At 50.7% G+C, this 14,801-nt stretch carries 8 protein-coding genes; 1 reads left to right on the top strand and 7 read right to left on the bottom strand.

The genetic code is table 11. The features are described from left to right. Positions 1 to 30: 30 nt before the first annotated feature. Together AB4O01_RS11260 and AB4O01_RS11255 are read right to left on the bottom strand one after the other, a co-directional pair. Positions 31 to 3,675 (bottom strand): transporter substrate-binding domain-containing protein, encoded by a 3,645-nt coding sequence (locus AB4O01_RS11260; protein WP_460091779.1) that lies wholly within the window; start codon positions 3,673 to 3,675, stop codon positions 31 to 33. Between the two features lie 8 nt (positions 3,676 to 3,683). Next, positions 3,684 to 4,310, bottom strand: a complete 627-nt coding sequence (locus AB4O01_RS11255) for a response regulator transcription factor (protein WP_007908640.1) — start codon at positions 4,308 to 4,310, stop codon at positions 3,684 to 3,686. A gap of 365 nt (positions 4,311 to 4,675) precedes the next feature. Between AB4O01_RS11255 and AB4O01_RS11250 the strand changes: the two genes are divergently transcribed. Further along, on the top strand, positions 4,676 to 4,915 hold the full coding sequence (locus AB4O01_RS11250; RefSeq protein WP_460091777.1) for a hypothetical protein: 240 nt from the start codon (positions 4,676 to 4,678) through the stop codon (positions 4,913 to 4,915). Positions 4,916 to 6,167: 1,252 nt separating this feature from the next. Here AB4O01_RS11250 and AB4O01_RS11245 read toward each other — a convergent pair. From AB4O01_RS11245 to dsr1, 5 genes are all read right to left on the bottom strand, one after another. After that, on the bottom strand, positions 6,168 to 6,929 hold the full coding sequence (locus AB4O01_RS11245; protein ID WP_460091776.1) for a hypothetical protein: 762 nt from the start codon (positions 6,927 to 6,929) through the stop codon (positions 6,168 to 6,170). 145 nt (positions 6,930 to 7,074) lie between these two features. Continuing rightward, positions 7,075 to 8,061: a hypothetical protein gene (locus AB4O01_RS11240; protein WP_460091774.1), complete on the bottom strand. Its 987-nt coding sequence runs from the start codon at positions 8,059 to 8,061 to the stop codon at positions 7,075 to 7,077. Between the two features lie 42 nt (positions 8,062 to 8,103). Beyond that, positions 8,104 to 9,507, bottom strand: coding sequence for a phospholipase D-like domain-containing protein (locus AB4O01_RS11235; RefSeq protein WP_460091773.1), 1,404 nt, complete (start codon positions 9,505 to 9,507; stop codon positions 8,104 to 8,106). 51 nt (positions 9,508 to 9,558) lie between these two features. Then, complete coding sequence (locus AB4O01_RS11230) at positions 9,559 to 10,470, bottom strand: HNH endonuclease (RefSeq protein WP_460091771.1); 912 nt, start codon at positions 10,468 to 10,470, stop codon at positions 9,559 to 9,561. A 239-nt stretch (positions 10,471 to 10,709) separates the two neighbouring features. After that, a complete protein-coding gene (gene dsr1, locus AB4O01_RS11225; protein WP_460092249.1) occupies positions 10,710 to 14,531 on the bottom strand; it encodes an anti-phage defense-associated sirtuin Dsr1 in 3,822 nt (1,273 codons plus the stop codon). Positions 14,532 to 14,801: the final 270 nt, after the last annotated feature.

The following is a 14,801-nucleotide window of genomic DNA, read 5'->3' as shown; positions in this document are numbered from 1 at the left end:
GGTTAACTCACTGCTCAGCGCCAAGCATAGTTAAGGCAAGCTCATTGTGCTTCGATCCGACACCGCCAATTGTTGCTGTAGTGCCTGCTCCAGTTCGAGCATGGCGCGGTTGCTCGCCTCGCAACGGCGAGCGACTTCGTCTGTCGCCATGGCCTCGGCGCAGGCCTGCTCAAGGGCATCGCAACACTCGATCACGCGCGATGCCTGCGCGATACGTGCCGCACCCTTGATTTTGTGAGCGACCACCGCCAGCGCCCCGCGATCCTGTTCCGGCGACAGTGCGAGCAGTTCCTCTCGGTCGATACGGCTGCTTTTGAGCAATTCCGCCAGCAGACGGCGAGCCTGGGCCGGATTGCCACCGGTCAGCATGTTCAGGTTTTGCAGGTTGAAAGCCGGCGGCGCTGATGTCGGTGTGATGCCATCGACCCACTGGCTGAGCAGGCTCAGGCTCAGGGGTTTGAACAGGCAGTCGTTCATGCCGGCCTGCTTGCAGCGCTGGATTTCTTCGGGCTGCGCATTGGCCGTGAAACCCAGCACGGTGCATGGCGGACAGCGCGCCTGCAGTTCCTGCTGACGAATGGCGCGGGTCAGATCATAGCCATTCATCAACGGCATGTTGCAGTCGACAATCACCAGATCGAAGTGACCGGTCTTCCACAGTTCCAGGCCGCTGCAACCGTTCTCGGCAATGCTGAAGTGATGGCCGAGAAACTCCAGTTGTTGACACATCAGCAGGCGATTGGCGGGATGGTCGTCCACCACCAACACGCGTAAGGGGGTCTGCGATGCCTTGATTGGGGATTCACTTTTGACCGTGCTCAGCTGTATCGGCAGCGTTTCCAGTGCCAGCGAGACGCAGACCTGGGTGCCGATGCCAGGCTGGCTGCTCAATTGCAATTGCCCGCCCATCATTTCGCACAGGTTACGGCTGATCACCAGCCCCAGGCCGGCACCACCTCTGCCTTGCTGGCTGCTGTTTTCCGCTTGGGCAAACGGTTCGAACAAGCGCTGCTGATCCTCGGCACTGATACCGACGCCGCTGTCCTGTACGGTCAACTGCATCAGGGCGCGGGCAGGTACATCGGTGTTCATGAGGTCGAGGGTGATCCGCACATGCCCCTGCTCAGTGAATTTGATCGCATTGCTGACCAGATTCGACAGCACCTGCTTGAAACGCAGTGGGTCCAGATGCACATCGACGGCCAGATCCGGTGGGTTGAAGATGACTTGCAGGGAGAGGTTTTTCTGCCGGGCGAGACCGTCGAAGATCCTGGCGACTGACGTCACCGTATCGACCAGATTGACCCGTTCCGGGCAAAGACTCAGACGCCCGGATTCGATCCGTGCGATGTCGAGAATGTCGCCGATCAAACCCAGCAAGTCCTTGGCCGAGTGGTACGCGGTGTCGATGGATGAGCGATCCGGATGCTGCGGATCCATGCGTTTGAGCGTCAGTTCGAGCATGCCGATCACCGCGTTCATCGGCGTGCGGATCTCGTGGCTCATGGTCGCCAGAAAGGTGCTTTTCGCCCGGTTGGCCTCATCCGCCCGTTCTTTGGCCGTACGCAACTCGTCGAACAACTGGCGGCGCTCGCTGATGTCGATCCAGCCGCCAATGATGCCTTTCACCTCACCGCTGGAGTCGCGGTACGGCAGTATCCAGTGATAGATCGTCAGACGCCGGTTGCCGATGTGCAGGGGCCGGTCGACGACCATCGGCGTGCCTTCGGCGATGACACGCTGGTAATCGGCCTGAAAGGCCTGGGCCTCGAAGGCATTGCTCAGGGAGCCATCGATGACGTTTTTGCCGATGACATCCTCGCGGCGGGCATTGAATGCTTCGAGATAGCTCTCATTGCAACTTTGCAACCGGCCCTGGCGGTCGCGCACGTAAATTGGATGCGGTGTGCCGTCGACCAGCGAACGCATGAATTCGAACTGGTCGTTCAGCGCTCGTTCGGCAGCCTGGCGTTTTTTGATCTGGTGGCGCATGTAAGCGTTCCAGACCAGCAGCAACAGCAGTAACAGGAAAGCGCCGATGATCACTTGATAGAACAGGCGTTGGTAGTTGTGCCAGATGTTCTGCGAGACAGTCGAGTAACCGCGCCAGCGTCCATTGATCACCCCCAGTTCGTCGGGGGCGATGCTCAACAACGCCTTGTTGATGATCGACGTCAGTTCCGTGTTGTCCCGCGCGGTCGCCAGTGAAAACGCCGCCTGGCCCGTGCCGATCGTGGTGGTGATCTGCAGCGCCTGATTGAAGATTCGTGAAGAAATGAAGTAGTTGGCAATCACCAGCGAGTTCACCGCACCGTCGACATGGCCTTCAGCGAGCTGGGACACCGCGCTGAACGTATCTGCCGTTTCGATCAACTGGATGCGCGGATATTCCCGACGCAGGTACTCGACCATCGGATTGCCTTGGGCAATCGCCAGTCGCTTGCCCTTGAGCTTGCCCAGATTGGTCGGACCATCCGCGCTTTTGCGGGTCAGCAGAACGTAGGAGTTTTCCAGATAGGGACGACTGAAATTGAGGGTTTTCTCGCGCTCCGCCGTCGGCAGTAATGCGGCGATCAGATCGGCTTGATGACGGTCGATCTGCTGGATCATTTCCGCGTCGTTGCGGCTGCGACGGATCTCGAAACGCAGGCCGGTGCGCAGGCGGATCAGCTCGAGCAGGTCGGCACTGATGCCGCGAAAATTACCGTCGTTGTCAAAGAATGTCAGCGGCGCGAACGCTTCATTGACCACCACACTGACCACCGGATGTTGTTTGAGCCACGCTTCTTCGCGCTGGGTCAGTTGCAGTTTCCGGTCGGTGAGCAGCAGATCGCTGCCAGCGCTCCAGCGCTTGGCAATATTGTCACGCTCACTGGCCGGCACAGCTTTTAGTACTGCATCGATGATCGCCAGCAGTTGTGGGTTGTTGCGGCGCACGGCGAAGCTGAATCCCTGGGCTTCCTGCTTGCCGAAATTGGCCATGCGCACGTTGTTCAGATAACCCTTGTTGATCATGTAGTGAGTTGAAAGCGTGTCGCCGAGAAACACATCGGCCTGATCGAACGCCACGGCGTTGATTGCATTCTGGTAGGAGGGGTAGCAGGTGATGAGCGCTTTGGGGTACAGCGCCTTGACTTCGGGCAACGGCAGATAGTGATAGACCATGCTCAATCGCAGCCCGGCCAGGCCTTCGGTGAGTGAGCGGGTTTCGTCCTCGCGGGTAACCAGCACCGGCATGTCAACGGCGTAGGGTATCGACAGCGCCAGGTTGGCATTGCCCGCTTCGAAGCCGTTCGCGGTACCGAGCAGGTCGATCCGGCCATCGACCAGTGCGCTAATCGCCGCGTCCCGAGAGGGAAAGCGCTGCACCCGGATCGGTAGACCGGTGGCCTGGCCGAGGAGCCCGGTGTAGTCGGCCGTCAGACCTTCGTAATCCTTGCCACTGGTCGTCATGTCAAAAGGCGGGTAGTCGGGCGCGGAGGTGCCCACGACCAGTTCGTTACGTGTCAGCAGCCACTGCCGTTGGGAGTGTTCGAGCGTGACCGGCACTGGCTCGTCCGCCGACCGGCTGAGCAAGGCGTAGTCAGGTGAGGTGCCGGGCATGGCGAACACATTGGCGCTCAGGTAAAAACCTGCGCTCAACGCAATTAAATAGTCCTTTAAACGGCTAGGCATGCGGGCTCTCACACGAGTGCGTTTCGTTTGGCCATCTCGATAAGTTCTACAAGGGATTTGGCCTTGAGTTTTTGCATCAGACGTTTTTTGTAGGTGCTGACGGTTTTATTACTTAGAAACATGCCCTTGGCTATTTCCTTGTTAGTGCGACCCTGGGCGAAAAGTTGCAAGACCATCAACTCACGATCATTAACAGATTTGAATAATTCAAGTTCGGCAAAACGGATGTCGTCGCTGCGCACCGGATTCAATGCCTGGCTGGGGAAATAGTTGTAACCGGACAGTACCGCTTTGATCGCACTGACCAGTTCACTCAAGTCTTCCTGTTTACAGACATAACCCGATGCGCCGGATTGCATGCAGCGAATGCCGAACAGCGTCGGACACTGTGCCGTCAGGATCAGGATCTTTAACGGGGATCCCATGGCATTGAAGCGAGCCAGTACTTCGAGGCCATCCAGCTTGGGGATGCTCACATCGAGAATGACCAGATCGGGCATGCACTCGCGCACCATTTGCATGGCATCGACTCCGTTATCGGTTTCACCGACGACCTTGTAACCTTCATGCTCCAGCAGCATTCGAACGGCGAGACGGATGACCGGGTGATCGTCGACAATAAAAACGGAGTTCATAATCAAATCCCATGCAAGCACGAATAAAGCGCGCACCTTAGCTCTTGCGATTAGTACACGTAGTAACTGTTACCTCTAGCTAAGTCATTGAAATTAATAGCTTATGAAAAAGTAACTATTTTTGAGGATGCTTGGCTACCGGATTTTTTATATCGCTACTTCGTTACCTTTTCCCCAAACATGAGGTGGGTGAGCCCGCTTATATGCCTAGACCAAGGTGATAACCTGGAACCTATTGGCAATAATAAATGGGAAGTTCGTGTAAATCTGTGCTAGTGAGGTCGCCAGCAGTTTTCACTCATATAGATTTTTGAGGGTGCGGCAACATTTGTTCTAAATTAAATTTGATGCCTAGGGATGGATGTATGACGGATTTTTGGTTTCGTGCAGAATACCTACACGATGCTTTGGGCTTTGTAGCAGCAATCGCTGAGCAAGCAAGAATAGTGGATTTACGCTTGAAGCAGGATTCGGCGTTTCCCGATTGTGAGGTAGAAATAACTATCGATCTAACGTTGGCTGCTCTCAAGAGAGTTGCGAAGGGGATCGAAGACGCCCATGTTATTGAAGAGTCGATTGCGCACAAAAAACACAAAAAAATTTGAGAGGCATGAGAAAAGTATCTTAGCCATAAGGTAGTTGCTTTTCGCCGCGACTTAATGCGCTGTCCAACTCTCAGATAGCTGTTGTACAGTCGCTCTATTGCATCTACATCCTCCTGCCCGCTTCAGGAAATGCGCCGCAGACGGCCATCCTCTATAAATAAATGCTCTTTTAAAGCATTGAAATTATATCTTGAGACAGCTTCCCTAATTGGCTTTGTGAATTGACTCAATTGAAATGGAGAATAAAAAAACCGCCCTGGTGGGCGGTTTTCGCATTAAAGATAGTTAGTGGCTATCTTTAGGTTCACCCAAGGTGGGTGCACTGGCGCAAGAAGATCTTAACTCTAGTATCCACTCACGTCAAATTGCCATCATTAGAAGACAGAGTGCCAGTTTCTTGATAATGGCAAAAGGACACCAGTTCGATATCAAAGTGACTTTGTCAATGATGGCACCGAGCTACGATTTCACAATCAGATTTGGTTCTGTATGATCAGACGATCGGTTGGATTTTCAGACGGCCGGTAGATCGGCCCTTTTGCCTAGGATTAGTAACCCTACCAGTTCAGCGAAAGGATCATAGGTTTGAGCTTGCCTAAGGTGGGTGCACTGGCGTCTCCCCCCTACCAGAAATGAAGACTGGATATCGTTTCTGGAGGCCGGCTTCATCAAGGAGCAGGCATGCTTGTGTTTATCCTCAGGATCGCATTCGCACTCTACCAAATCTGGCAGATAATCCGCGATTACTACAACCAACGTTGAATAAAAATGTGCACCGCAGGTTCGAAGCCGCGGTGCACATCTTTGGTCTGAACATGTCATTGAAAACGCCATGTATCTGCAAGAGCTTCAAACCAAAAAAATCCGTATTTTGCTACATTTCCGGCATCTATCAGTTTTACCGTTTTCAGCATTTACAAGCGCCTGAAGATCATTTGCTGCAAGTCAACTTGGTTGTCGGCTGCGCGTTTTGCGAGATTCCTCATCGAACGCCCAGTTGTGGTGTACCTGATGCTTATCTAGCCAGGACAAAAAACGAGAAGCACATACTTTTAAAGTATATATATAGTCGTTGTGAGGTCGCTAGGGAATCTGTAGCAGCGCTTGAGACTGTGCGAGCAGTCTTAGAAAAGCGGCGTAAAGCATACTAGGGTGAGGCGTCTAACAAATGACAAGGTACGGGTTGTCCGCCTGATTCAGCGTGTAAGCCTCATACGCAGTATGGCTGCCTATTCCACTCCGTGTTAATTATTCATGGTGTGAAATAGGGGAATTGTTGGTGCCAATTCGGTTTTTCTTTCATCGTGCTTACGAAGTGATCAATAACTGCTTTTGCCGCAATGTGGGGAGCGGGTGCAAGAATAATGGCCTTCCATACTGTGTCTATCTCGGTACCTGATGATCGACGGTCTTCTGTTTTCATATGAATTATGCGGTTTCGAGCATTTTTTAAAGTTTTATATCCATGCCAGCATCTCCCACCTTTTGGTGAGGTGCAGCTCAAGATTTCCGGCAGAACATTTGTTAGCTTTTCGTCTAACTTGGTATGGCGTTCAATCGTTTGTTTGCTAGCGGCCTCTAATACGATGTCACTTCTGTGGTGGCGTGCATAAAAATAGTCTGAAGGTATAGTCTCGTTAACAAATGCCTCAAGTGCCGTGAAGGCCAAAACAATCGATTCAATCATTTTTTCAATATAGTCAAAAGCTTCCTCGTCAGAGGGGAAATTGACTTCAGTATGCAAGGTTCTATCAATACCGCTCCGGTCGCGAATGTTGCGTGCTGAAATGAACGCCAAAGCAGATGAATTGAGTAGTAATGCCGAAGCATTTGGTAACGGGATGGTAAGCTGCTTTTTTTTGGTTAAAGAGATGATTGAGGATACGGTTATACGTGTGCCCTTAGGTGACAAAACTCCGGACCAAGGCGATACCCAATCCTCTGCTAAATACGTGAATGTTTGTAGTCTCCAATCATTGGCGGGTTGGCTATTTGCAGGGGGAACTGGCTTCATGGGGTACCTGCCTGGAATTGTGACGGGTGCATTTTAGTCAAAGATGAACACATGAGTTGTAAATGTACCATCCTGGTCTGCGCTAGCTAGGCGCGCTGATTCAAAATTGTTTATTTCTATAAAAAATAAAGCATTGAATTGATTATTAGCTAACCGCCTTGTATTCGAGTGGCAGGCTAAATGTTTCTTGTAAATACTCGATGTACGAAATTTCCTCCGAAGTCGCCACCGCAGAGCCGACGATAAACAATTTTGCGGCGCGTTGATGACCAGGCCAGTAAGAATATTCCATTATCTGTCCAAGTGCCTGTCGAATGCAGGCTCTGGCAGTAGATGCCGTCTTAATTTCGTAAAACCAATAGCTTTCACCCTGTTTGACTACCAAATCTATGCTTAAGCCGTTCGCGTATATTTCTGTGCCAACATTATCTTCCCCGTATAAAGCTGACAGTTCTATATAGAGGTTGCTTTGATAATCGTTATGTCTCAGTCGAATGTCCAGTTCTCTTTGGGTGAGTAGACCTGAGGTTTGCGATGGTTTTTTTGTACAGCCCGCACTAAATCTTAAATCGTATAGCTTCTTATCCAAAGCTATCTCAGGAAGGCCTCCCTCTGTGAATAAATAGATTGGAAGTAGTCGATCAAGAATTTCCAGTATCTGGTCATAGTCGATAGCGCTCTTTTCTGATCTCGTACCAAGGAATATAAAAACACCTTCTTTCACTCGTTCCTGAGGAATGGAGGAGGGCATGTATTCGGAGCTTCGGACATCATCTTCGTAATGCCACATACGCAAGTCAGAAAAGTTTTCGCAGAACTCGCTTAGGTACTCATTAAACCGCGCTATCTTGGGAACGAGCACGTCGATATTAGGAAGAGATTGGCTGCACTCTAGGGAAAAGGCGACACCGTACCTTACGAACTCTCCCTCAATGCCGATGTTAAACTGAAGCTCTTTTCGTCCCCCATAGTGCCATCCCCAATTTTCAAATACAGTTCTTTGATCGAACAATTGGCTGGAGGGAACCCTTGACAGTTTATTGATTTTTTTCCGTATGTTTTGTAGTTTTCCGACTTTATATGATTTTGACTTTTTATTGATTTCTGCCGCTACCTGTGCCAAGAAATGCATCAAAAGGGTTCCTTTACTTTGTTGATTTCGTCTAGGGCAGTTTTATTCATGGTAGGCAATTATCCATTCACCCAGGGTCATATCATAATCCTCCCACTCCTTTTCCCAGTTCTCTCTCAGAAAACTACCGATTTCTTTTGGCTCCAAATCAAACAGGTTAAGCCCCTCGCGCTCCATAGTGTGGCGGATTCGTCGGGCTACTAACGATGGTGTTAGTTTTTTTACCGCCTCAACTGCAATCGACTCACACCAGGAGTATACAAAGCGTTCCCATGCAATTACATCTTGCCTAAACCGCGGAACGTCCGGAAAGTCGTACCCGTTTACATACCGATTTCTAAAGTCTTCGTCTTGGGCAAGATGGAGATCCTGCTCTAATTTTTGTATCAGTCGTTGCTCATAAAAGGCTGAGTTCAATTTTCCGTTTTTGCGTTCGAGGTAAAGGCTAGGAACAACGCCAGATGCCTCCAAATCGTTCCATACCTCCGCTAGCGCTCTCAACAAAACGTCAATCTTTTCCCGACGCCAACCAGCATCATGAGCACTGCCTAATAGCTTGGATATTTTTGCATGACGGGCAGATGAGGCTTTCGACTTCATGTGTGTGCTATGTGATTTGTAGCATTCATACGAAATCCAGTCGCCCAAGTGGGTCCACACGCCATACCGAGATTTCCAACGAGGTATTTCAGCTTCATCCACAGCGATGTCGCTGCTGCCGTTCATGTAGCCGTACCGGACGATGTCTCGATCACCTTTCTCGGTGAAGCTGCGACTGGCGAAGATCTTTGCAACCATGTCTTGAGGTAAGGCCTTCTTTAGCTGAATACTCAATATCGCGAACTGCGGGGCGTTTCTATATTGAGCGGCAAGCAGGCCACGTTGCAGCCAGGTGTCGAATCCAAAAGGCATCGCGCAAGGCACGATGCTCTTGAATCTTGGAAGGTAGAGCTTTGGTATTTGACTCGGCCAGACCTCCGCACCCTCAATCACCGTCGTAGATTCCGTATCGAAGGTTGCGAGGATTCTAGAAAAATAATGCGCAATATCCGCGTCGTGTTGAATAGCTAAGTCGAGGTCTGCGATCAGCTCCGCATTCCTGCTGCCGAGAAATGCTGCATTCGTAGCGTTTGCCGAACCGAATAACAATCTGCGCTTTCGTCTTTTCGGTGCCTCCTCGCGGATGAATTCGAAATAAAAGGCTTTCATGTGCATGAGGCCTGCTGCCCGGCCTAGACGAACCTCAAGCTTTACACCTTTGCGGCGAGCTTTATGGAAACCTTGTAGGTCCTCGGGTCTGACACCATCATCCACTAACAAACAGAGCCGCCGGGGATTCATGCGTTTAACCAGCGCATCCATGAATTTCACGTCTACGTAAGGCGCGATAACCAGCGCCAAATCCAGTTGGTATCCTTTTGGGACCGAGAGCAAATCAAAGCTCATCTGTATTTATTCCATTTCAATTGTCGATCGCTTTTCCTTGGAGCCTCTGTTTCACACAGATTTATTTTTCATCAGCTGAGCCTTTCGATCATACTTGGCTCCAACGTTAGAGCTAAAGCTACCTTCGAGGAAATCTACTTCCTTTCCGTCAACGAGCTTTTTTATCAACTTTACACCGATGCGTTTTAGCGGATCATGTTCTTGAAGCCACAATTCATATCCATCAATTGAGGGGCCCCCTAGATTGATAGTGAAATTGACGCCGTACAGTAAAAATGTAAAGTATGTTTCGGGGTGAGGAGTAAAAATCAAATCATGCCCAAAGCCAGCCTGAAGCCACTGGCCTGTATCTGGACGCTTCATTTGTGCATCCATCGAAAACAGAACTTGCCGATGGTAAGGCCAATGTTTCACGCCTTCACCGTATCTAGCGAATCGTCTAATAGCGTCGTAAGCTGGATGGTCAATGATAACGTTGACGTCTCCTAGTTTCACATAGCGCAGAGCCAAAGCTTCCAAAGCCATCATCGCTAAAAAACGAGACATCTCTTTTTGTGGTGGATCAATCTCAATCTTAAATAAAAATGGTGAAAAATCTGAATCTGTAGTTATGCTGGAGAGATGTGCGTCAACGAATTTTTGCTCAGATAGCTTTTCAGCGATGATCTGTAATTTCCCATCTGTACCTTTTCGTAAATTAACTTCTATATCAGTTCCAGCAATCCATCCTAAAACGGATGGGTAAGTGCCCTTCTTATTGGGGACTTGATACCAACCTCTGAGGTTTCTTATCGAGGGGTGGGAAAGTACGGGGTTTTCTACTTTTCTAGCGAAATAATTGTTGCACTTGTCGCAAACCAGTCCTTTTGGAAGGACCAGTTTTTTGCTTCCTATAGATTCGGGAATTAGATGCTCGACACCCTTGGTGTCATGACTCGCTTCCTTGCAGAATAAACAGCGCACAATCACCTCAAATGGTTATTAATGGAGTGAAATCGCATAATGACTTACAAATCTGAACGACGTATGGATTTGCCTGAATCTGAGACGGTGTTGTTTTTGCTACATCATTCCATATTTGTTCCTGGCATTGGCCGACTGATCGCTGTCAAATAATCTGTTCCTTATAGTTTTTCCGCTACTTTCGAATTATTGATGGCACTTTAGCATGAGTCACGTATGACGCATGCATGCGTCCGCTGTCATCCACCGCGACGACGCACCCCCACCATCAATTGTAGGTACCTAGCATCGTCGGTGAGCTTTGGAGCGGCTTGAACAATTTTGCTGAGACAGGATGTGAGGTCCGATGGAATCCATTGTTGATCCTCTATTGTGAGGCTCAGCAGCAATAGGGCTTCTGCCGGGAAGTCGGTGCAAACGGTGCTTTCATTCATTTCGTGAAGCAACGAATGTGGATGCTCAATGGGCAGGAGCCAATCTCGAACCGAAGCCAAGGCCGCTGGAAATTTTTCGCCAGATGCAACGGCTAGGCTTGCCAGTGAGGAGGCAATAGCCGGACTTACCAGTTGCTTTGACTTCGGCCAGACGTCTCGCCAAAAAGGGAGAACTCGATTTTCCCAGTAAGATTCCTTTTGCTCGGCAGCGCCTTCTAAAGCTTGTGTCAGAGCCTGCGCTGCGTCTTCGAGGCCCCGCTTAGGCAACTCTTTGAAGGCAGATCTAAATTCCATGTCGGCATAGCCCTCAAGCGGGCCTAACGCTGCGTACGTGAGAAAAGCTGCGAATTGCTGTGCGTGCTCACCCAATTCTTCAAAGTGCTTGGCTGTGTCCAAGAATTGATTTTTGAAGGCTAGCAATAGAGGGCGGTACAAACGAGGCGACCATAGGAAACCCTCCCATACGCCCTTTGCTTCAAATGGATGAGTGTTCCAGTCGAATAATGGAAGCAAGCACGATTCTGTCCAGGGGCTATCAACACGGAAAAGGACGATCAACCTCGAACCGAGAATCACTCTGCCATGTCGGTATTTTTCTATTGTGGTGTCACACAGCTCGGTGAAAAGGTCTTTGATCTGAGTCGGTAGACCATCGTTATCGTTGGGTTGTTTGGCCAGCCAAAGACTCAACAACGCCTGGGTGACGTGACCAATCGGATGGTTAATGGCATCGGTCACTGGATCGTTCAGCGGCTCGCCGTTGCTTGTAATTCCTGATTTTGGCTCAAGCGGCAGAGCCATAATCCGCCCGCACAATTCCAAAAGGGTCGATTCGTCATGGCTGATAACCTTGGACACAGCATCGATCCAATATGTAACGCTGTGGACGATCTCTGTCAGCAGGTCATCTGGCAGGGTCAGTATCCAAGGAGCTGAATACTGCCACGACCTCCTGGTACGACCTTTTTCGCCCCAAGTCTGAATAGCCTGCCGCCATCGATTGGCTGGCCATACTCCTTCTTCCGCGAGATCTCTCAATGCGTACATTGCGTTCAATGGATGCTTACGACAGGTTTCGCGCCAGGTGTCTTCGTAATGTCCTGATTCAGAGGGCGGGGCTTTAAGCCACTGGACTAACTCATCTCTTTTGCTTGGTGCGACGTCAATGCTCTGGGTTTCTTCGTGGTCAGGCTCACCACTCATGCTCATCCAATGAGAGAACTCGTCGCTTTCGTTGGATGCAAGGCGCCATTTTGGATACGCACGTGACAAGGCTTTCAATCGTGCAGATGCGGCCTTACCCAGCGATACGCCGGAGCTTTGCAGCTTGGCGAGCCTACGCCACACGGCGCTGTCTGCGAGGTCTTTCCATGCTTCAGGCAGGATGTCATCGCGATACATGCGACGTGGTGGGCCTACCAATATTGCGGTCTCAAGCCGCTTCTGATCCGCAGGCGCTAAGAAGCGTCCCTGCAACACGATGAGTCGAAACATTTCGCGCTTAGTAGCCACAGACCAAAGCCACCACGCATGATTTGCCAAAAGCCACTCGACCCACTGATTGGGGGAGATGCAATTTTCCTGACTGGCAGCGAATAGTGCGAGACGCTTGTAAGTCGCGAACGGAAGTTCGGACCACTCATTCGCAATATGGTGGGCCAGCGGGATATTCTGATCGTAGACGGATAGCCAGGAGTCCCGCAGGAGTTCGACCAAAGCTACCCAATCACGATTCTTGCGGTTCTGAGTATGGGGTGCGATTGATGGAAGATCCCAATGAGATCGATCTTTTTCTTCGTCCGCATCGCCCAGTTCACAAAGCAATTCCAGCGCATCCGTTAAAAGCTGCTGGAGATCTCTCTGTAGCAGAGGCAATGCAGCTTGCCATCGGCTGCTCTTGAAATTACGAAACACCGAATAGATGTCGTCCGACGCCAGCGTTAATTTCCATTCAACAAGGTCACGAATTCCTCTAGGTACGGAGGGCTGGTCGGACTCTTCTTGCCAGCGAAATGGTTTCGATAGCGCGATCATTGGAGCGAGCAACTCGCGTAGCTGAAGCCGTGCAGTCAGCGTTAATCCATCCCGTTTGAAACGCTCTTGCCAATCGTAAAGGGCTGAGTCGCGCCATGGCTGTTTGACCCTACCAGTTAACAACAGCCGCCATAGAATCTGCATCAACCGGTTTGGTTGTGCTTTCGGAGCATTTTTTAAGATTTCTGCCAGCTCAGAGGTCTGTCCCCCGGTCTCCAGTCGAGAAAAAAAGCCCAACCGCTCCTCTATTCTCCAGCGGAACTGGTCATTGATTCGCCCGCCGCGATCGACTATCCATAGAAGTAGGTCGGGATTATCTAGATGCCGAGCCAGCCAACGGCCGATGTGACCCATTACGTCATCCCACTGTGAGCCGGAATCATTCGACGAAACCAGTGACATGGAGGGAGCGAGTGGGTAGGGCGCCGGTCGTTGTACGAGGCTAAATTTTAGTTTTTTATCAGTTTCATTTTGGGGAGTTACACCAAACCGATTCAAGTCAGTATGGCGGTATCGGTAGTCTGCAAAAGCCTCAAGCCAGTCAAGAGGAGGGACCGGATTGAAATCGGCAAAAAGACGAGCTGGTAAACCAGATTTATCAGAAAGGGCCCATAGCACCCGGCCTACATAGTCATCCTGCCTTGTGCTGGCCGATGGGCGACTTTGAGCATGAGTGACGACAAAGCGCTCCTTACCCATTACCCCGTCTCTGTACACTTCTCCCCAAGCTTGGAGCGTCAAGTGCAGCGCCGAATGATCATAGGTACCAGCCGGTACGTTGTAGAGTATCGGGGTAACACCTTTCGCTTCCCACTCTTCTTGCCGGGCTTCCTCTTCTCCAGGAGAGCTTGAGCCGAAGGCCCATGCGTTTGGGGTGATCTCACCCTGCATCCTGTCAGCAGCTATCGCATCCCTCATGTACCTGAGAACGGGGTCATTAATGCTGTACCCAACGAAGCAAACGACATAGTTACGAAAGAGTTCGCTTACGAATCGAGCCGCCCACCGTTCGACCAAGTAGGCCAGACCGAAATCGCCACTGGTGACTACGAGACGGTTCAAGCCCGCCTCATCAGGAATTTTAGGCAATACACCATGCAAGTAGACCAATCCGTCCCAGCGACTATTTTTCGGAATAGGCAGCATCGGGGCCGAATAGGACTGAAATTTCTGGGAGACTTTTCTCGCTGCGGTATCGAAAATGCGGTCGAAGTTTGTCGTCACTAGGCGAAGCGTGCCATGCCGGGTACGGGCGAGCCTCAGCAATGCGGCGTGTGTGTCAACGGCACCTTTCTTACGTAAGTTTGGTTTTAGAGCCCTGCAAAGAGCTTGTCGGACGGCGAAACGGCCTCCGTTGATTCGTCGTTCGAGCAGATCAAGAGTGGCGTCGAATTGGTAATTCTTGAAGGCTTTTTCTTCGGCACCGCCAAGCTCATCGTGTACTTCTTGATAGATCTGTTCCACCAGGCCTTTGAAGTCGGTTAAGCCTGCGGGATAAGAAATACCTGCTCCGCAGAAGAACACCACGCGTCCCTCCTCGTGGGCCTGAAGCAGCTCGTCCGGAATGTCTGGTCCGTCAGTTACAAATTGCATTCCCTTTTCCTCAAACATGCCGAATGTGCGCGGAAGCCTATTTAGCATGCGCTGGTACCGGTTGCCATCCTACTTTTGCCGACGCGAATTTTGCTTACGAAAATATATATGGGTGACGCCTACAGCCAGCCGCAAAGGAGGGAATGGTGAGCAGGCGTTATATGTTCTTATCCGAAATCGATACTTTGCTCAGGCATTTCACGTATCAGAGTTATGAGGTCAATCCTGACTCTGCGGGGAGGTTGTCGGGAATTTTCGATTTTAGAGTTT

Source organism: Pseudomonas sp. S2_E02, from assembly GCF_054668355.1.
Note: the sequence above shows the minus strand (reverse complement) of the source record. Positions and strands in the feature narration are given on the sequence as shown.

Excerpts from the sequence above, each read along its gene's own strand:
- AB4O01_RS11260 (WP_460091779.1), bottom strand. The coding sequence starts at position 3,675 with ATGCCTAGCCGTTTAAAGGACTATTTAATTGCGTTGAGCGCAGGTTTT.
- AB4O01_RS11255 (WP_007908640.1), bottom strand. The coding sequence starts at position 4,310 with ATGAACTCCGTTTTTATTGTCGACGATCACCCGGTCATCCGTCTCGCC.
- AB4O01_RS11250 (WP_460091777.1), top strand. The coding sequence starts at position 4,676 with ATGACGGATTTTTGGTTTCGTGCAGAATACCTACACGATGCTTTGGGC.
- AB4O01_RS11245 (WP_460091776.1), bottom strand. The coding sequence starts at position 6,929 with ATGAAGCCAGTTCCCCCTGCAAATAGCCAACCCGCCAATGATTGGAGA.
- AB4O01_RS11240 (WP_460091774.1), bottom strand. The coding sequence starts at position 8,061 with ATGCATTTCTTGGCACAGGTAGCGGCAGAAATCAATAAAAAGTCAAAA.
- AB4O01_RS11235 (WP_460091773.1), bottom strand. The coding sequence starts at position 9,507 with ATGAGCTTTGATTTGCTCTCGGTCCCAAAAGGATACCAACTGGATTTG.
- dsr1 (WP_460092249.1), bottom strand. The coding sequence starts at position 14,531 with ATGCAATTTGTAACTGACGGACCAGACATTCCGGACGAGCTGCTTCAG.